The organism is Pseudomonas sp. QTF5 (assembly GCF_000512695.2).
GTDB lineage: Bacteria > Pseudomonadota > Gammaproteobacteria > Pseudomonadales > Pseudomonadaceae > Aquipseudomonas.
The window spans coordinates 136,717-153,430 of record NZ_AZRW02000003.1; the positions used below are offsets into that span (position 1 = coordinate 136,717).

A 16,714-nucleotide genomic window follows, 5' to 3' on the forward strand; every position below is an offset into this window, starting at 1 on the left:
GCACTGCGACGAATCCATCGCAGTGCGTAGCGCTCGCTGACTTACGGGTGCCAGCCGTTTACAGGTGGGCTTGCACGGTCCACGCCACAAGTCGGGCAACGAGCGGACGCACGACGAGCACGCAGATGAATGCCGAAGGCATTGCCACCTGGTACGCATTCATCACATTTTCCATGTAATGTTCACCTATTCCGAATTCAGCGATGGTGATGACGAGACACATGAGAAACGCCATGATAGTGGCCATGTAAAGCGCAAAGACGTAAGGCGTCGCGTATTTAGGCAAGCGAAAACGTGCAGTATTTCTAGCTGTTCTATCGGTCATCGATTTGAGCCTTGTCGATCTTGAGTGGCGAGAGCGGCTAACCTAGCAAGCTGCCGAACACGCCGGTAGACGCGTTACGCTTGAATCATTCTTAAGACAAATCAACGAATCGAGCACGGGGACCCGATGGATATTCTTGGTTTGATCAATACCTATATCCGTGTGGTAGAAAACGGCAGCATCGCGGCGGCGGCCCGTGCCCAAGGCATGAGCGCCGCGGCGGTCAGCCAGAGCATCACGCGGCTCGAAGCCCACTTGGGCGTGCGCCTGCTCTCTCGTACGACCCGGAGCATGGCGCTCACCGAAAGCGGCACTCGCTATTTCGAGAAGGTGCGCCACATTCCGGGTGATATTGATCTCGCCTCGCAAGCTGCCACTGTCGAAACCAGGCCGCATGGGCCGCTTTGCATCGCCACCACCGCGGCATTTGGTCGGCATGTACTCGCGCCATTAATGCCGGCATTCAAGGACGCCTACCCGCGCATCAACATCGAACTGATCAGTACGGATCGCAGCGTCGATCATCGGCTGGAGGGCGTCGACGTCAGCATCCGCATTGAAGCGCAGCTGAACGATCAGCTCATTGCCCGGCGTATCGCCTCGCGCCCTTTCGTGTTCTGCGCATCACCCGCGTATCTCGACCGTGCGGGCATGCCGACAACACCTGAGGAGCTGAAGCAACACACTTGCCTTGTCTTTCGCTATCCAACTGATGGTCGTTTTCTGCCCTGGACCTTTGTACTCAATGGCAGCCGTTTCGAAGCCAAAGTCAATCCGGGCTTCATCTGCGATGACATTGATACGATCGCGCAGATTGCTGTAAACGGCGGAGGGATCGCACGCCTCGCCAGCTTCGTCGCTCAGCCATTGATCGACAGCGGCCGACTACTGCCATTGTTCGAGCCGGGCAGTCGCAATGCAGCTTGCGCAGAACCTGAACCGATGCACATCTATGCCTGTGTCACCGAGCGATCGGCTTTAAATGCAAAGGTGCGCGCGTTCATCGATTTTCTTGAACGAGAGATGCAAAGCCAGTCGCATGCGCTCGCCTAAGCAGCCGCACGACGAATTCAACTCAATCTGCGGCGATCGCTACTCCCTTGCGCGGTTCGGCACTGAAAAACAGCACTTTGACCACGATCACCAACACGGCCAGCGCGGCAAATAACAAACCACTGCACAGGGTGCCCTGCAAGCCCATGCGTGCCAGGAACCACCCACCTGTAGTCGACCCGATGGTCACGCCCAGGTTGATGAACGAGATATAAATACCGGTGGCGAATTCGGGTGCTTCCGGAGCTTCCGAGGTCAGCCATATCTGCGTGACAATCAGCCCGCTGGTATGGATCGCGCCCCAGATCACCACGATAACCAGCATGGTCATCAGTGACGGGCCGGCGAACAGGTACAACAGCCCATAGGCACCGGCCAGCAGGATCGGGTGCAGGATGGTTGTCCGAACCCTGTTTCGCCCGATCAGCTTGCCGGCATACAAATTGCCCGCGACGCCGCCAATACCGAAGATCACCAGCAGGATGCTGATCATTTGCGCGCGCATGCCCGCTTCCTTGGCCAGGTACTCGGCCGAGTAGCTGTAGACGGAAAACATCGCGGCAAAAATCAGGGTCGAGGCGGTGATGTTCAGCCAGAGCGGGAACTTGCGCAAAATAGCCAACTGCTCTTTATAGGAAATGCGGGTTTTGTCGGGCGCGTCCGGCAGCCGGGCGATGATCCCAAGGCCGGCGATGCAGTTGACCACGGCGCAGAACAGAAACGAGGCTTCATAGGAAAACTGCGCCGCGATCAGCGTCGTCAACGGCACCCCCAACACCATGCCCATACTGGTGCCGACAAAGGCCTTGGCGGCTGCACGGGTTGACTCCTGCGGTGGGTACAGCGAAATGGCCGCGATAAAGGCCAGGGAAAAGTACACGGGGTGAAATAGCGCGGGGATGATGCGCAGCACCATCAGCGATTCAAAGTTGGGTGCGTAGGCCGACAGCACACTGGTGCCGGCAAAAATGAACAACGCAATCGTCAGGACCTTCTTGCGATTGAAGCGCGACAGCAGCAACACCATGATCGGGCCGAAGACCGCAATGATCAGCGCGAACAGCCCCACCAGCAGGCCAGCCTGGGACGCACTGATCGCGAAGCGCTCGATAATCACCGGAAGAATTCCGACTACGCCGAACTCAATGGTGTAAACGCCAAACAGGCCCAGTGCGAGAAAGTAGATCGGATGGAGCATTTTCATGAGTCCGACTCCGGCGTGACCACGACTTCGCGGCGATCACTGTTAATCGCCCCATAAACGGCATTACAAAGGTCAACCGTGAACTGGCCGAACATGCCTTCGAAGGCTGTGTTGGTGAAGGCGACGACCGTCAATTGCTCGGCCGGGTCGACGAACCAGGAGTGTCCATAGGCACCGCCCAATCGCCAACTGCCGACCGACTCGACCGTCCGGGCGGCGGCCGGGTCCTTGAGCACGGTGAAGCCCAGACCGAAGCCGCGACCGGGCCAGTTGGCCAGTTCCAGATCGCCGGTCTGGTTGGTGGTCATTTCATCGACCAGCGCTTCAGGCAACAACGGCGCCCCGCCCTTGCGCAGGGTTTCGAGCAACTGGAGGAACTCACCGGCGCTGCCGATCAAGCCCGAGCCACCAGAGTTGAAAGCCTGTGGGTCGAGGGCCCGGCTCGGCTCCAGCTTGATGCCGGCGGTGCCTTCGAAAACCGCAACCACTTCCCGTTCTTTCATGCGCCGCGGCTGCGGCTGATCGTTCAGGTACGCCGGGCTCAGGCGGCTGGCATCGGACACGCCGAAACCGACATCGCGCAAGCCCAGCGGCTTGGCAATCAGTGCGTCGATTGCAGCGGCCAGCGAGGTGCCGGTGACAGCAGCAATCACGCCGCCCAGCACATCGGTCGCAATCGAGTAGCCCCACGAACTGCCAGGCGGGTACAGCAAAGGGGCGTGACTGAGGCGACGCAGGTTTTCTTCCAGTGTCAGGTTGCTGCGCTCCATGCCATCGGAGACACCGGCATCGCGATAAGGGCCACCTTGATCGCTTTCCAGAAAACCATAGGTGAAGCCAGCGGTATGGCTCAGCAATTGACGCACCGTGATCGTCGCTGGCTGGCCGTCGCTCAGGGTTGGTTTGAAATAAGGCAACCAGCGGCTGATGTCGTCATCCAGGTTGAGTTTGCCCTGGCCAATCAGCACCAGTGCCGCCACCGAAACGATTGGCTTGGATACCGAAGACAGCCGAAACAGAGCATCCTCGCGCATCGGCAACTGCGCCTCACGGTCGGCCAACCCGGCCGCGCGCTGGTAAATGAGCTTGCCGCGATGAGCCACCAGCACCACCGCGCCCACCAGGCGCTGATCGTGCAGGGTCTGCTCCAGCACCGCGTCGATGCGAGAAGCCAGCTGGACGGGTTCAAATGGGCGTAGCGACTGTAATGGGCGAAGCGGTTCGTTGAATGACATCGGCGGACCTGAATAGCTGGATGAATGAGTCGATATCTCGATGGTAGAGGGGGCCGTTGTCGGGAAACAGAGGCTACAATTCCGAGGTCCACGGACCTTTTTGTCCGCAATCAAAGGAGTGAGTGTTGGATAAGCTCAATGGCATCACGGTGTTTGTGCAGGTCGCCGAAAGCCGCAGTTTTGTTGGGGCCGGCCGCTTGTTGGGGATCTCCGCCTCGGCGGTGGGCAAGAGCATCGCGCGTATGGAAGAGAAACTCGGCGCACGCCTGTTCCATCGCAATACCCGCAGCATCAACCTGACCAGCGAAGGCTCGTTGTTTCTGGAGCGCTGCCGCCGGGTGCTCAACGAACTGGAAGCCGCCGAGCAGGAACTCTCCAGCTCCAGCGAGACACCACGAGGTAAATTGCGCATCAGCCTGCCGTTGCTGGGCAACGTCCTGTTCATGCAGCTCTCACGATTCATGCAGCGCTATCCACAAATCCAGCTGGAACTGGACTTCACCGATCGGCTGGTGGACGTGGTCGAGGAAGGTTTCGACGCCGTGGTGCGCACCGGCCAGTTGCACGACTCCCGGTTAATGGCCAGGAAACTCGACAGCTTCAGCTTCTACCTTGTCGGCGCCCCCAGTTACTTTGCGAGCCACGGCTACCCGCAGAATGTCGAGCAACTGCAGAAACACCACTGCCTGCATTACAAACTGCCCTCCACGGGCAAACTGGAAAAATGGCCACTGCCAGGGCTTGCCGAAGGCACCGAGTTGAAAGTACCGGCCACGATAGTCTGCAATAATCTTGAAATGCTGATTCACATGGCCCGCCAAGGCCTGGGCATCGCCTGCGTCCCCGAGTTTGCGGTGCGCAAGTCACTGGCGACCGGCGAGCTGGTGTCGATACTGCCCGATCAAATGCTGCGCACACTGGACATCCAGGTGGTATGGCCGTCGAGCCGCTACCTGACGCCGAAGTTGCGAGCGTTTATTGATTTTGTTTGTGATGGTGGGGGTCGAGACCAAGACTTTTGCGGGGCTGATAAAGCCTTGCCGTGACCCAACGAGCAGGGCTCATTCCTGAAACCGCGCCCGATACCGCCCCGGGCTCTCCCCCGTCCACTTCTTGAACGCGCGATGAAACGCACTCGGCTCCTGGAAGCCCAACTGTTCAGCAATATCGCTGATGCTCGCCTTGCTCTGGCGCAACCGTTCAAACGCCACCGCGCGCCGCACTTCATCTTTGATTTCCTGATACGAACAGCCTTCACGTCCCAGTTTGCGGCGAAAGGTGCTGGGGCTCAGGTGCTGTTCCAAGGCGAAGGCCTGCAAGGTCGGCCATTCGCCGTAATGGCTGTGGCGCAGGCGCTGATGAACCTGCGACGCCAGCCCGTGCTGGTTGCGGAAGCGAATCACCAGCCATTGCGGTGCGGTGCGTAAAAATACTTTCAGCGAAGCAAGGTCTTGAATCACCGGCAGCCGCAGGTAGTCACTGGCGAACTCGATTTCGGTGCGTTCGCTGCCAAAGGTCAGGTTGGGCCCCCAGAGCAAGGCATCATCACGCAGCGACAAACGCTGATGACGAAAGTCTGCCCGATCGATCGGAATGCGCCGCCCGCCCAGCCAGCACAGCAGACTGATCATCAACACCAGAAACGTTTCTTCGCCCAACCGGCTGACCTCGCTGTTCTGCGAACAGGTCTGCAAGCTGATGACCGCACGCTTGCCACGCACACTCAACGTGCCGCGAAAATCACGCAGGAACAGGGCGAAATTGGCCAAACACTGACGCATGGCTTTTTCCAGCGTCGGCTCCTGAATCAATGCCCGACAGATCAAGGCAAAACTGCCCGGCGGCATACCATGGGAGTCCAACTGGAAAAATTCGTCGTTCAACTCCCGAATCTGCACCAGCCACAACGCGGCGAAAGCCGTGGCCGGCACCCGTGCCGTCGGCTGGTCCATCAGCGCCGGATCAATGCCCACCTGTTCAAGTACTGACCGCAGACGCTGCGGTTCCTCACGCAATGCATGGATCATGGGGTACATGAAGTAAACCGCCACCGAATCCGTTTCCCGCATTTGAATGCCTCTCTCGTCACATCTGAACATGGCAAAAAACGCCATCACCCTTGAACAGTTTTGGCATAGGCCAGTGGCGCTGCTGATTCTAGACTCGTGCCCAACAAAAAAGACCTATTCAGAGAGCCAACATGAACCATTCCGATATTTTTGTAGTGAGCGCCGTCCGTTCTGCCATCGGCAGCTTTGGCGGTTCACTCAAGGATGTGCCGCCTATTCAGTTGGCGACCGACGTTTGCCGCGCCGCTATCGAACGATCAGGCCTGGCGCCCGAACACATCGGCCATGCGGTGATGGGACATGTAATCCCGACCGAGGCGCGCGACGCCTACATCTCCCGGGTCGTAGCGATGAATGCCGGCCTGACGAAAGAGACTCCTGCCTTCAACGTCAACCGCCTTTGCGGTTCGGGTTTGCAGGCGATTGTCAGTGCCGCGCAAAGTTTGATGCTGGGGGATGCGGGCGCTGCGCTGGCAGGTGGCGTCGAGTCCATGAGCCGAGGCGCGTACTTGTTGCCGCAGGCGCGCTGGGGCGCACGAATGGGCGACATGCAGGCCGTCGACTACATGCTTGGGGCACTGCAAGACCCGTTTGCCGGTTTCCACATGGGTATCACCGCTGAAAATATCGCCGAGCACTATGGCATCACGCGTCAGACCCAGGATGAATTGGCACTTCTCAGCCAGCAGCGTGCTGCCCGAGCGATTGCCGAAGGGCGTTTTTCCGGGCAGATCGTGCCGATCGAAGTAGCGACCCGCAAAGGGACGGTTTCGTTTGCGACGGATGAGCATGTACGGGCTGAGGTCAACGCCGAGCAATTGAGCCGCATGAAACCCGCCTTCAAAAAGGACGGTAGCGTCACCGCCGGCAACGCGTCCGGCCTCAATGATGGTGCCGGCGCACTGATCATGGCCACGGGCCAAACTGTTCAGGAACAAGGCCTCAAGCCCATGGCCCGACTGGTGGGTTATGCCCACGCAGGCGTTGAACCTTCAATGATGGGGCTGGGACCGATTCCCGCCACCCGCCTGGTGCTCAAGCGCGCCGGTCTGACCGTTGCCGACCTTGATGTGATCGAGTCCAACGAAGCCTTCGCCGCCCAGGCCTGTGCCGTAGCGCAAGAGCTGGGCTTCGATCCACAGAAGGTCAACCCTAACGGTTCGGGCATCTCGCTGGGCCATCCAGTGGGCGCCACTGGCGCGATCATCGCCACCAAAGCCATTCACGAGCTGCATCGCTGCCAAGGCCGTTATGCCCTGGCGACCATGTGCATCGGCGGCGGCCAAGGCATCGCCGTGTTGTTCGAACGGGTTTGATCACAAGGACATGAACATGAATCTGCAGAACATTGGCGTCATCGGCGCCGGCACTATGGGCAATGGCATCGCGCAAGTCTGCGCACTGGCCGGCTTCAACGTGACCTTGATCGACATCTCCGAGAGTGCCTTGCAAAAGGCAATCGCGACCGTCGATAAAAACCTCGATCGACAGGTCGCCAAAAACACGCTGACGCACGAGCAAAAGCTCGCTGCCCTCGACAAGATTCGCACCAGTACCGATTACAGCAGCCTGCAAAACGTGCAACTGGTGATCGAGGCCGCCACCGAAAACCTCGACCTGAAACTGCGCGTGCTGCAACAAATCGCCGCGCAGGTCAGCACTGAATGCGTGATCGCCTCCAACACGTCGTCGCTGTCCATTACCCAACTGGCTGCCAGCGTCAGTCAGCCTGAGCGCTTCATCGGTCTGCACTTTTTCAACCCGGTGCCGGTAATGGGCCTGATCGAAGTGATTCGTGGCCTGCAAACCAGCGATGCCACCCACGCCTTGGCGCTGGACATGGCGACCACACTCGGCAAAACCGCCATCACTGCCGGCAACCGTCCGGGTTTCGTGGTCAACCGGATTCTGGTGCCGATGATCAATGAAGCGATCCTGGTGTTTCAGGAAGGCCTGGCCAGCGCCGAAGACATCGACGCCGGCATGCGCCTGGGCTGCAACCAGCCGATCGGCCCGCTGGCGTTGGCGGACCTGATCGGCCTGGACACCGTGCTGGCAATCCTTGAAACCTTCTACGACGGCTTCAACGACAGCAAATACCGCCCCGCTCCACTGCTCAAGGAAATGGTCGCCGCCGGTTACCTGGGACGCAAAACGGGGCGCGGCTTCCATGCCTACGCCTGAGCGTTGCTCGCGCTTCGCCGAATACCGGGACAAGGTGCTGGAGCTCTTTGCCAGCAAGGGTTTCGGTCAGGTCGGCATGCGTGAGCTCGCGACCTGCCTGGGGCTCGCCCCGGGCTCGCTGTATCACCATTACCCCAGCAAGCAGCACATGCTGCTTGACCTGATCGAGGAGTTCTACGAAGAGCTGCTGGCCACCCTGGGGCGCATCGAACAAACGGCCCCGGCAAAACGCGACAGACTCAACCAATTGATCCGCGCGCACCTGAATCTGCATCGGGAGATGCCCTGGCATTTTCGTCTGGTGGAGCGCGACAGCGGCTGCCTGAATGAAGAGCAGCAGGAACGGGTCCGGCAACTGCGCGAGCAGTACGAACGCAAGTTGCTGCTGATGCTAGGCGTCCGCCCCCGACTCAGTGAACAGAGCCTGTCGGCCATCGGTCATGCCATTGCTGCCTTGCTCAACAGCGCGCCCTGTTGGCTGACGCATTATTCGCTGGATGAACAAGAGCGCGACAATCTGATGGAAAACATGGTGAGTGGCGCCATCGAGCGGTTGCTGACGCCAAAACGCACACATGAAGCGATAAGCAGAAATTAACGCGTGTGATCAAAGTGGTATCAGTGACGCAATAGTCTACGCAGCGGAACCCCATCTTTCAGGACCGGCGATTTGATGACGATATAACTGAAGTACTTGGAGATACCGATGTTCTTGTCCAGCAGACCTTCCATCACTTCCTGATAATGCTGGATGCTGCAGGTCATGAAGCGCACCAGGTAATCGTAACCGCCGCTGATCAAGTGACACTCGAGCACCTCCTCGACCAAACGGATATTGGACTCGAACTTGGCGAAGTCTTCCCGCTTGTGGTCGCTGAGCGTGATCTCGGTAAATACCGTGACCGAGTCGGTGATCTTGGCAAGATTGAGATGGGCTCTGTAGCCGGAAATATAGCCGGCCGACTCAAGCCGCTTGACCCGTTGCAAGCAAGGGCTGGACGACAGACCCACCGCATCGGCCAGGCTGACGTTAGTCATTCGACCGTCTTTTTGCAGCTCAACCAGGATACTGATATCAATGCGGTCTAGTTTGATCAAACCTTCCATCGCGTACCTCTTGATGCCGTTCGGATGTACAGAGGTTATAGCAAAATCACCGGTGTAAGGATTGCTGATGCTGAGCGACCAGGTCGGCCATGCTATTAATGCAAAAATCCGCAGGGCATTGCTGGGTATCGTTGCCATGGCCACGACAAATCAGGCACAAACCAGCCGATTTTGGCGGCTCGGCAGGAGGTCTGGAGACCTGCAGGATATCTTTGGCTTGCAGGTTATTGTCCTGCAACCAGACGCTGTCCTCCAGTGGCTTGCTGACTCGGGAAAGCAAGTCTTCGGGCGTAATCCCCAAACGCTCACAAAGCTGTTCGCGATCCTCGGCATCACGATCGCAGCACACCAGCAGCCGATAGAATTTGCGCAGATACAACATGGCACCGGGCGCATCCTCGAACAGCGACCAGTTGCCCACCGATCGGGCGAAACTCATGCCCTCCTCCCAACTGGCCTTGAGCCCGAAATGCGCTGCCAACTGACGATGGGCGAAGCACAATAAGCCACTGAAACCCAGCTCGGAAAAACGTGGATAGAGCGTGCGCACCGCCTCGTCAAACTCAGCCAATACCTCTTCCCTGCCCAGCACGCCCGGATGGTTTTCGAGCAACGGTTGCAGGGCCGTCCAGATACCGGAATCCCGATCGACCAGAACTTCATCGCAATCGATCAGCAGTGCACGATAATCAGTCAGGTACATGGTGTGTTGCCTCCCATGATGCATTTCATCAATCCATGCGTTCCAAATGCCCCGGTTGGCGCAGTGCTACGTTGCGCCAACCGAAGCCTCAGATTAATTCAATACGCGTAGCAATGCCGCCTCAAGAATCGCCAGCGCTTCGTCGATCTGATCGTCGTCGGTCACCAGAGGCGCAAGGAAGCGCAGCACATTCCGGTGTACGCCGCATTTGATCACCAACAGCCCACCAATCCGGGCCTGATCGATCAGTTGCTGGGTGAGTTCGGCATCGGGGCTGCGGGCCTCATCGTCTTTGATCAGTTCGATCGCCAACATGAAGCCGGTGCCGCGTACGTCACCAATCCGAGGGTGACGTGCCTGCAAGCGCAGCAGGCCCTGACGCAAGCGTTCGCCCAATACTTCACCGCGCGCGAGCAACTGCTCTTGTTCGTAAGTTTCGATCACCGCCAGCGCCGCCGCGCAAGCCAGGGCGTTACCGCCGTAAGTACCGCCGAGACCACCGGGTAATGGCGCGTCCATGATATGCGCACGACCCACCACGCCCGATATCGGCAAACCACCGGCCAGGCTCTTGGCCACGGTGACCAGATCCGGCTGAATGCCTGCGTGCTGGAAACCGAACCATTTGCCGGTGCGACCGAAGCCGGTCTGAATTTCATCGAGAATGAGCACAATGCCGTGTTGCTCGGTCAGAGCCCGCAGTGCCTGGAGGAACTCCGGCGGCGCGGAGAGGAAGCCACCATCGCCCTGCACCGGTTCGATGATGATCGCCGCTACCCGGTCCGCAGGAACTTGGGTCGCCAGCAATTCGTTCAGGGCTTGCAGCGCCATCTCGCTGGTGAAACCGCGATAGGCATTAGGGTATGGCGTATGGAACACCTCCGGAGCGAAAGGCCCGAAGTTCTGCTTGTAGGGTTGGCTCATGCCGGTCAAAGTCGTGCCCAGCAAAGTACGTCCATGGAAACCGCCACGAAAGGAGATGACCGCTGGGCGATTGGTGTGCGCGCGAGCGATCTTCACCGCGTTCTCCACAGCCTCTGCGCCGGAGGTAAACAGCGCCGCCTTATAGGCTTCGCGACCACCGACCAATTCGCACAAACGCTGTACCAGGTCGAGATAGGGTTTGTAGGCCACCACCTGGAAGCACGCATGGCTGACCTTTTGCAATTGAGCTTGCACCGCCGCGACCACCTTCGGATGATTGTGGCCAATGTTCAACACGCCGATCCCGCCGACGAAGTCCAGGTAACGCGTCCCATCCACGTCCCACACCTCGGAACCCTGGGCCCGATCGATAACCAGCGGGTGTGCGGTGACCAAACCCCGTGGCACGAATTGATCGCGTTGACGGAGCAAACTCGGGGTTTCTTCGACTTTACTGTTCATTGGCATCTCTCACAGTGGGCCTGGCAACCGGAAAGCGGCTGCGATGTGGTTCACAGGTTAAGCTTTCGACGCAATTGTCTAAGCCGAACTTGGCCCCTGAGAAATCGGGATCGACTGTTTTCACCCCGGCAAACAGCAGAATCCTTCAGCGGCGGCCAGCCACCATACCAGTCAGTTAAGGGTAAATCGGAACCTGTAGGAGCCAGCGGTGCGGCGATCCGACTTGCCGGCGAAGGCGTCCTTAAGAGCGCCTTCGTCGGCAAGCCTGGCTCCTACAAGAAAAGCGGTTTATTCGCTTAACTGACTGGCATTGCGGCCAGCCCCGATGAATCTGCCGATATGTGCCGCCCACAACGCAGCGTCATGCGTTTACGCAAAGTCTTTCGACATATCCTGCTCTGCCACTCGGGCATGCTTGATGTTCACTATTTCATGCGAGAAGTTACCCATGGCCCTGCTCTATAAAGCTGACCCGGTGCGCGGCGAACAATGGAAGCGTCTGTTCGCCGAGCACGCGCCAGATATCGAATGGCGTGCCTGGCCGGACATCGGCGATCCGAAGGATATTCGCTACCTGGCGGCCTGGCAGGCGCCGGACGATCTCGACACCTTGCTGCCCAACCTGCAAGTACTGTTCGCCTTGTCGGCCGGGGTCGATCAGCTTGACCTTGATCGCTTGCCAGCGACCCTGCCGGTGGTACGTCTACTCGACCCGGGCATCACCCGGGGCATGTGCGAATACGCCAGTTTTGCGGTGCTGAGCCTGCACCGGGATATGCTCCGTTATCGCCAGCAACAAATGGCCCGGTGCTGGCAGGCTCATCTGCTGCAACCGGCCGCCAAACGTCGGGTAGGCGTCATGGGCCTCGGCACGCAGGCGCAACAGATCCTGGCGACCTTGCAGACCTTTGGTTTCGCTTTGTCGGGATGGGCACGCAGCGAGCATCGCATCGCCGGGGTGGACTGCTTTGCCGGTGCCGAGCAACTTCCGGCCTTCCTCGGCCAGTGCGACATCGTGCTTTGCGTCCTGCCATTGACCGAGCAGACCAGAGGAATTCTCAACCGAGAATTGTTCCAGTACCTGCCCAAAGGTGCTGCCTTGGTCAACATGGGCCGCGGTGGGCACCTGGTAGAAGAGGATCTGCTTGAGGCTCTGGCCAGCGGCCAGGTTAGCGCGGCGGTGCTCGACGTTCTGGAACAGGAACCGGCGGCGCCGGATCATCCCTTCTGGCACCATCCGCAGATATTGCTGACACCGCATATCGCTGCGATGACCCAACCAGAAAGCGCGTTTAGCGTGTTGCTGGAGAATATTCGTCGGCATCAACGCGGTGAATCAATGCTTGGCCAGATTGATCACGAGCGAAGTTACTAACCCGCAGTTATCGAACTCGCTAGCAATCTCGCGCGCCGTGGGCAAATCGGCCCACCCACCGATCCACCTCGTTCGACAGCGATATCGACGAGGTCCGCCTGATCATCGAATACCCGCTGAGCATTCTGTAATAGTTGTTCCCGGCCGGTTTTGCTCGTGGGCCAGCCGGCTTTTAAAGGCCTCCTCCTCGCTCCCATAGCCTTGAGGCGCCCATCCGGGTAATGCAGTAGGAGCAAGGCTTGCCGCAATGCCAATCAGTTAAGACACGGAACCCTGTAGGAGCGAGCTTGCTCGCGAAGACGGCGGAACAGTCAACATTGATGTCGCCTGATATACCGCTTTCGCGAGCAAGCCCGCTCCTACAGGAACTGCGCTTAACTGACTGGCATTGAGGCTTGCCGGCGAAGGCGCTTTTAAGGACGCCTTCGCCGGCAAGCCTGGCTCCTACATATTGCATTACCCGAATAGGCGCTTTTTTTCAGCAATGAACCATCAGCAGTGCGCTTCGCTTTGATCTGCATCCTTAAAACCGACCCGGTATTTGCTGCCGATCCTGATTCTCATTTGAGCAGTAAATGTGGTCTGCAGAGCCGTCGCTGACGGAATCTGCCGAATCAATTGGAGCCTCTTGTCAGGCCTCGCCGCAGGTGAGATACCAATACTTTGCGCGGAGAAATCCGACCGATTACGCTTCCTGTCAATGGAGACCTGACATGTCCATTTCGCAACGCCCGGCCTATATCTATCGCCCCATGACCTCGGCCGATGTGGCGTCGGCCCATGCCTTGTCCGTGCAGTTGAAGTGGCCCCACCGCCTGGAAGACTGGGCCATGTTGCAGCGCATCGCGCAGGGTTTTGTCGTAGAAGACGCAGGCCGCCTGATCGGTACCGCGTTCACCTGTGCGCAGGGAAATTACGCCACTATCGGCCTGGTGATCGTCAGTGATGAGTACCAGGGCCAGGGTATAGGTCGCAAGCTGATGGAGCTGGCACTTGAGGCTTGCGGATCGCGTACCGCCGTGCTCAATGCGACGCTGGCCGGCGCCCCGCTTTATGCCAGCCAGGGGTTCATTGAGTTTGGACATATTCAACAACATCAGGGGCACGCGCGGGTTCCTGCACCCAATGACCTGGCAGCCGGTGAGCGCTGCCGCCCGCTGACCGAAGCCGATCGGAGCGACCAGATTGAACTGGCCAACGCCGGCAGCGGCCTGGACAGGCACGCCGTGCTCAATGATCTGTTCGATAGTGTCGAACACTCGGTCGGTATCGAGCGCGATGGTCAGCTGCGCGCTTTCGCTCTGCTGCGCCCATTCGGCCGTGGTCGCTATATCGGCCCGGTCATCGGAGAAAATCCACAGCAAGCCAAGCATTTGATCGCGGTGTTGCTGGCCCAAGTGCCGGACGCCTTCGTGCGCATGGATATACCGTCCGACAGCGGTCTGGCCCCTTGGCTGGAAGAGGCCGGGCTGAAGCACGTCGACACCGTCGCACAAATGGCTCGCGGTACCCCACCGCAGGCTATCGGCGCAGCGCACCAGTTTGCTCTGGTGACTCAAGCCATCGGCTGACAAACCGCACCGTTACATCCAACGCTATACGATGCATTTTCCTGGAGAAACACCTTCATGCTCGAGCCCACTGCAGTGCTGTTGGCACACGCCGACGGCAGTCCCGCTTCAACAAAATTCACCTCCGGTTCGTTGGGGATCAACGACCCTTTCGACAGGCTCATTGCTTATAACGGGCCGCAGGACATTGCTGCTGGCGTGGTCCAGGCGAGCGGACAATTCAGCGTCGATGACTATCCCTACAGCGAAACGATCGTGGTTCACGCGGGACGTGTCACCCTGCAGAGCCAGGATTGCACGCTCCAACTAAATCCCGGTGACAGCGCGGTGATCGCCCGCGGCACGTCGCTGCAGATCGAGGCGCAACCCGACTCTCTCTGGGCATTCTGCGCGGACACCCAGCTCATTGAAGAGCGCCATCCCGGGCTCACGGCGCTCCCCCCGCTAACCTTGCTCTCTCCCTCGGCGGCACCGGGTGCAGAAATTCTGCTAAGCCCGGCACCGCAATGTCGCTCGAACAATTTGTTTGTCGAAGAACCGACCAATCTGCGTATCGGCGTTTGGGACTCGACTCCCTATACCCGTGGGGCGAGGCCGCACCTGCTGCATGAACTGATGCACCTGATCGAAGGCAACATCACCCTCCAGGTGGCGGACGGGACCGATCTGACGGTCAACACCGGCGACACGGTGTTCGTACCCCGAGGCGCCCCCTGCGCCTGGAAGAGCAGCGTTTATGTGCGCAAGTTTTACGTCGTCAAATAACTCGAACCGCGTTAGCGCCGGCAGACGGATTTTCCTCCGCCGGCCCCCACCACCAAACCGATCAATGACTGCGGAGTACAGACAATGGGATTAGGTGGCTTCAGTACCGGAAAACTTCTGATCATCCTGTTGATCGTGGTCATGCTGTTCGGAACCAGGCGTCTGAAAGGTTTGGGGGCGGATATCGGCGACACGATCAGGGGGTTCCGCAAATCCATGGGCGACGATAAGCCAATCACTGGGAAGCCCGAGGGCCAGCCCATTGACGTCCAGGCACGCACGTTCGAGGATTCGTAAAGGTGGTCTGCAGAATATCGGTGTAAAGCTTGGTCTCATCCCCTTTCGCACAGCTGTATGACGGGTAACCGGCGTTCGAACATGACCCGTCTATGGGCGAACTAGCCCCCTCCTTGCGTGCAGTGCGCACTCCAGTAAAACCATCAGCAACATCCGCATTCAAGACGTCCCTCACATTCCGCGCCCCCTCCTTCGTTACCCCCTTCGCAACAGCAAAGGCAGGTTAAACACGAGGGCGATAGGCAAAAAAAAGCCCGCAGTGTGGACGGGCTAAAAGGGTGAGACACAAGAATGAATAAAGCTTCCTGCTGAGCAGTTGTTGCCTCGGCTCAAAGCAACGCGGCGATTGCCCTACCGACATCCTGGGTCGAGCCCTGCCCGCCCAGATCGGGAGTGATCGGCCCCTGGGCGATGACCTGTTCGATCGCCTGCAGAATTCCGTCGTGGGCCGCGCGATAACGTTCATCACCGTTGCCGAGGAAGTCGAGCATCAAGGCACCGGACCAAATCATCGCGATTGGATTCGCGATGTTCTGCCCATAGATATCTGGCGCTGAGCCATGCACCGGTTCAAACAGCGAGGGGAAGCGTCGCTCCGGGTCGAGGTTGGCCGAAGGAGCGATGCCGATGGTACCGGCGCAGGCAGGCCCCAGGTCGGACAGAATGTCGCCGAACAGATTCGACGCCACCACCACATCGAAACGGTCCGGTTGCAGCACGAAACGCGCGCACAGAATGTCAATGTGTTGCTTGTCCCAAGTGACGTCCGGGTACTTCGCAGCCATCAATGCAGTGCGCTCGTCCCAGTACGGCATACTGATGGAAATCCCGTTGGACTTGGTCGCCGCCGTCAGGCGCTTGCGCGGCCGGGTCTGGGCCAGGTCGAAGGCGAACTTGAGAATCCGGTCCACGCCGCGCCGTGTGAATACCGACTCTTGCAGCACGAATTCATGCTCGGTGCCTTCGAACATCTTGCCACCGACCGACGAATACTCGCCTTCGGTATTTTCCCGGATCACCACGAAATCGATGTCCCCGGCCTCGCGCCCGGCCAGCGGACACGGCACACCGGGAAACAGCCGAACCGGACGGATATTCACGTATTGGTCGAAGTCACGGCGAAACTTGAGCAACGAACCCCACAGGGAAATATGATCCGGCACTTTGTCCGGCCAGCCGACGGCGCCAAAGTAAATCGCGTCGAAGCCCTTGAGTTGTTCGAACCAGTCGGCGGGCATCATCTGCCCGTGTTCCAGGTAGTAATCGCAATGCGCCCAGTCGAGCACCTCAATGCTCAAATCCAGTTGCCACTTCTTCGCGGCCTGCTCCAGTACCCGCAGCCCTTCCGGCAAAACTTCCTTGCCAATACCATCGCCGGCAATCGCGGCGATTCTGAATGGTTTGCTCATCAATCGTGGCTCCTCAATGTCTGTTCAAACG

Annotated in this window: 17 protein-coding genes; 9 read left to right on the forward strand and 8 right to left on the reverse strand. The window is 58.8% G+C overall.

Translation table 11 applies throughout. From position 1 onward, the window contains the following. Positions 1–58: 58 nt before the first annotated feature. Positions 59–325 (reverse strand): DUF2798 domain-containing protein, encoded by a 267-nt coding sequence (locus IC37_RS03570; RefSeq protein ID WP_030128868.1) that lies wholly within the window; start codon positions 323–325, stop codon positions 59–61. Between the two features lie 126 nt (positions 326–451). Between IC37_RS03570 and IC37_RS03575 the strand changes: the two genes are divergently transcribed. Further along, a complete protein-coding gene (locus tag IC37_RS03575; RefSeq protein WP_030128869.1) occupies positions 452–1,378 on the forward strand; it encodes a LysR family transcriptional regulator in 927 nt (308 codons plus the stop codon). Between the two features lie 22 nt (positions 1,379–1,400). Here IC37_RS03575 and IC37_RS03580 read toward each other — a convergent pair whose 3' ends face one another. Together IC37_RS03580 and IC37_RS03585 are read right to left on the reverse strand one after the other, a co-directional pair. After that, positions 1,401–2,582 carry an MFS transporter gene (locus IC37_RS03580; RefSeq protein ID WP_030128870.1) on the reverse strand — a complete coding sequence of 394 codons (1,182 nt, stop codon included), beginning with the start codon at positions 2,580–2,582 and terminating at the stop codon, positions 1,401–1,403. Further along, the gene (locus IC37_RS03585; RefSeq protein ID WP_030128871.1) at positions 2,579–3,817 is read right to left on the reverse strand and encodes a serine hydrolase; all 1,239 of its coding nucleotides are present in this window, start codon (positions 3,815–3,817) and stop codon (positions 2,579–2,581) included. The genes IC37_RS03580 and IC37_RS03585 overlap by 4 nt, the downstream gene beginning before the upstream one ends. 125 nt (positions 3,818–3,942) lie before the next feature. Between IC37_RS03585 and IC37_RS03590 the strand changes: the two genes are divergently transcribed. Continuing rightward, the gene (locus IC37_RS03590) at positions 3,943–4,863 is read left to right on the forward strand and encodes a LysR family transcriptional regulator (RefSeq protein ID WP_051414803.1); all 921 of its coding nucleotides are present in this window, start codon (positions 3,943–3,945) and stop codon (positions 4,861–4,863) included. 15 nt (positions 4,864–4,878) lie between these two features. Here IC37_RS03590 and IC37_RS03595 read toward each other — a convergent pair whose 3' ends face one another. Continuing rightward, positions 4,879–5,886: an AraC family transcriptional regulator gene (locus tag IC37_RS03595; protein ID WP_030128873.1), complete on the reverse strand. Its 1,008-nt coding sequence runs from the start codon at positions 5,884–5,886 to the stop codon at positions 4,879–4,881. A gap of 131 nt (positions 5,887–6,017) precedes the next feature. Here IC37_RS03595 and IC37_RS03600 point away from each other — a divergent pair, with 131 nt between their 5' ends. The 3 genes from IC37_RS03600 to IC37_RS03610 are packed head-to-tail and all read left to right on the forward strand — an operon-like array spanning position 6,018 to position 8,668. Further along, entirely contained in the window at positions 6,018–7,202 is a 1,185-nt protein-coding gene (locus IC37_RS03600; RefSeq protein ID WP_030128874.1) for an acetyl-CoA C-acyltransferase family protein, read from the forward strand. Between the two features lie 16 nt (positions 7,203–7,218). Then, complete coding sequence (locus IC37_RS03605; RefSeq protein ID WP_030128875.1) at positions 7,219–8,070, forward strand: 3-hydroxybutyryl-CoA dehydrogenase; 852 nt, start codon at positions 7,219–7,221, stop codon at positions 8,068–8,070. After that, positions 8,057–8,668 (forward strand): TetR/AcrR family transcriptional regulator, encoded by a 612-nt coding sequence (locus tag IC37_RS03610; RefSeq protein ID WP_030128876.1) that lies wholly within the window; start codon positions 8,057–8,059, stop codon positions 8,666–8,668. Before IC37_RS03605 ends, IC37_RS03610 begins: the two co-directional genes overlap by 14 nt. Positions 8,669–8,688: 20 nt before the next feature. Here the strand turns inward: IC37_RS03610 and IC37_RS03615 are convergent, their stop codons facing one another. From IC37_RS03615 to gabT, 3 genes are all read right to left on the reverse strand, one after another. Continuing rightward, positions 8,689–9,177, reverse strand: a complete 489-nt coding sequence (locus tag IC37_RS03615) for an Lrp/AsnC family transcriptional regulator (RefSeq protein WP_030128877.1) — start codon at positions 9,175–9,177, stop codon at positions 8,689–8,691. Positions 9,178–9,223: 46 nt separating this feature from the next. Continuing rightward, a complete protein-coding gene (locus tag IC37_RS03620; protein WP_030128878.1) occupies positions 9,224–9,880 on the reverse strand; it encodes an HAD family hydrolase in 657 nt (218 codons plus the stop codon). A gap of 93 nt (positions 9,881–9,973) precedes the next feature. Next, a complete protein-coding gene (gene gabT / locus IC37_RS03625) occupies positions 9,974–11,266 on the reverse strand; it encodes a 4-aminobutyrate--2-oxoglutarate transaminase (protein WP_030128879.1) in 1,293 nt (430 codons plus the stop codon). Positions 11,267–11,714: 448 nt separating this feature from the next. Here gabT and IC37_RS03630 point away from each other — a divergent pair, with 448 nt between their 5' ends. From IC37_RS03630 to tatA, 4 genes are all read left to right on the forward strand, one after another. Further along, the gene (locus IC37_RS03630; RefSeq protein ID WP_030128880.1) at positions 11,715–12,641 is read left to right on the forward strand and encodes a glyoxylate/hydroxypyruvate reductase A; all 927 of its coding nucleotides are present in this window, start codon (positions 11,715–11,717) and stop codon (positions 12,639–12,641) included. A 713-nt stretch (positions 12,642–13,354) separates the two neighbouring features. Further along, positions 13,355–14,212, forward strand: coding sequence for a GNAT family N-acetyltransferase (locus tag IC37_RS03635; protein ID WP_030128881.1), 858 nt, complete (start codon positions 13,355–13,357; stop codon positions 14,210–14,212). Positions 14,213–14,269: 57 nt separating this feature from the next. After that, positions 14,270–14,977: a cupin domain-containing protein gene (locus tag IC37_RS03640; protein ID WP_030128882.1), complete on the forward strand. Its 708-nt coding sequence runs from the start codon at positions 14,270–14,272 to the stop codon at positions 14,975–14,977. 84 nt (positions 14,978–15,061) lie between these two features. Beyond that, positions 15,062–15,274, forward strand: coding sequence for a twin-arginine translocase TatA/TatE family subunit (tatA, locus tag IC37_RS03645; RefSeq protein ID WP_030128883.1), 213 nt, complete (start codon positions 15,062–15,064; stop codon positions 15,272–15,274). 329 nt (positions 15,275–15,603) lie between these two features. Here the strand turns inward: tatA and IC37_RS03650 are convergent, their stop codons facing one another. Continuing rightward, positions 15,604–16,683, reverse strand: a complete 1,080-nt coding sequence (locus IC37_RS03650) for a tartrate dehydrogenase (protein WP_030128884.1) — start codon at positions 16,681–16,683, stop codon at positions 15,604–15,606. Between the last annotated feature and the right edge of the window lie 31 nt (positions 16,684–16,714).

Excerpts from the sequence above, each read along its gene's own strand:
- IC37_RS03570 (WP_030128868.1), bottom strand. The coding sequence starts at position 325 with ATGACCGATAGAACAGCTAGAAATACTGCACGTTTTCGCTTGCCTAAA.
- IC37_RS03575 (WP_030128869.1), top strand. The coding sequence starts at position 452 with ATGGATATTCTTGGTTTGATCAATACCTATATCCGTGTGGTAGAAAAC.
- IC37_RS03580 (WP_030128870.1), bottom strand. The coding sequence starts at position 2,582 with ATGAAAATGCTCCATCCGATCTACTTTCTCGCACTGGGCCTGTTTGGC.
- IC37_RS03585 (WP_030128871.1), bottom strand. The coding sequence starts at position 3,817 with ATGTCATTCAACGAACCGCTTCGCCCATTACAGTCGCTACGCCCATTT.
- IC37_RS03595 (WP_030128873.1), bottom strand. The coding sequence starts at position 5,886 with ATGCGGGAAACGGATTCGGTGGCGGTTTACTTCATGTACCCCATGATC.
- IC37_RS03600 (WP_030128874.1), top strand. The coding sequence starts at position 6,018 with ATGAACCATTCCGATATTTTTGTAGTGAGCGCCGTCCGTTCTGCCATC.
- IC37_RS03605 (WP_030128875.1), top strand. The coding sequence starts at position 7,219 with ATGAATCTGCAGAACATTGGCGTCATCGGCGCCGGCACTATGGGCAAT.
- IC37_RS03610 (WP_030128876.1), top strand. The coding sequence starts at position 8,057 with ATGCCTACGCCTGAGCGTTGCTCGCGCTTCGCCGAATACCGGGACAAG.
- IC37_RS03615 (WP_030128877.1), bottom strand. The coding sequence starts at position 9,177 with ATGGAAGGTTTGATCAAACTAGACCGCATTGATATCAGTATCCTGGTT.
- IC37_RS03620 (WP_030128878.1), bottom strand. The coding sequence starts at position 9,880 with ATGTACCTGACTGATTATCGTGCACTGCTGATCGATTGCGATGAAGTT.
- gabT (WP_030128879.1), bottom strand. The coding sequence starts at position 11,266 with ATGAACAGTAAAGTCGAAGAAACCCCGAGTTTGCTCCGTCAACGCGAT.
- IC37_RS03630 (WP_030128880.1), top strand. The coding sequence starts at position 11,715 with ATGGCCCTGCTCTATAAAGCTGACCCGGTGCGCGGCGAACAATGGAAG.
- IC37_RS03635 (WP_030128881.1), top strand. The coding sequence starts at position 13,355 with ATGTCCATTTCGCAACGCCCGGCCTATATCTATCGCCCCATGACCTCG.
- IC37_RS03640 (WP_030128882.1), top strand. The coding sequence starts at position 14,270 with ATGCTCGAGCCCACTGCAGTGCTGTTGGCACACGCCGACGGCAGTCCC.
- tatA (WP_030128883.1), top strand. The coding sequence starts at position 15,062 with ATGGGATTAGGTGGCTTCAGTACCGGAAAACTTCTGATCATCCTGTTG.
- IC37_RS03650 (WP_030128884.1), bottom strand. The coding sequence starts at position 16,683 with ATGAGCAAACCATTCAGAATCGCCGCGATTGCCGGCGATGGTATTGGC.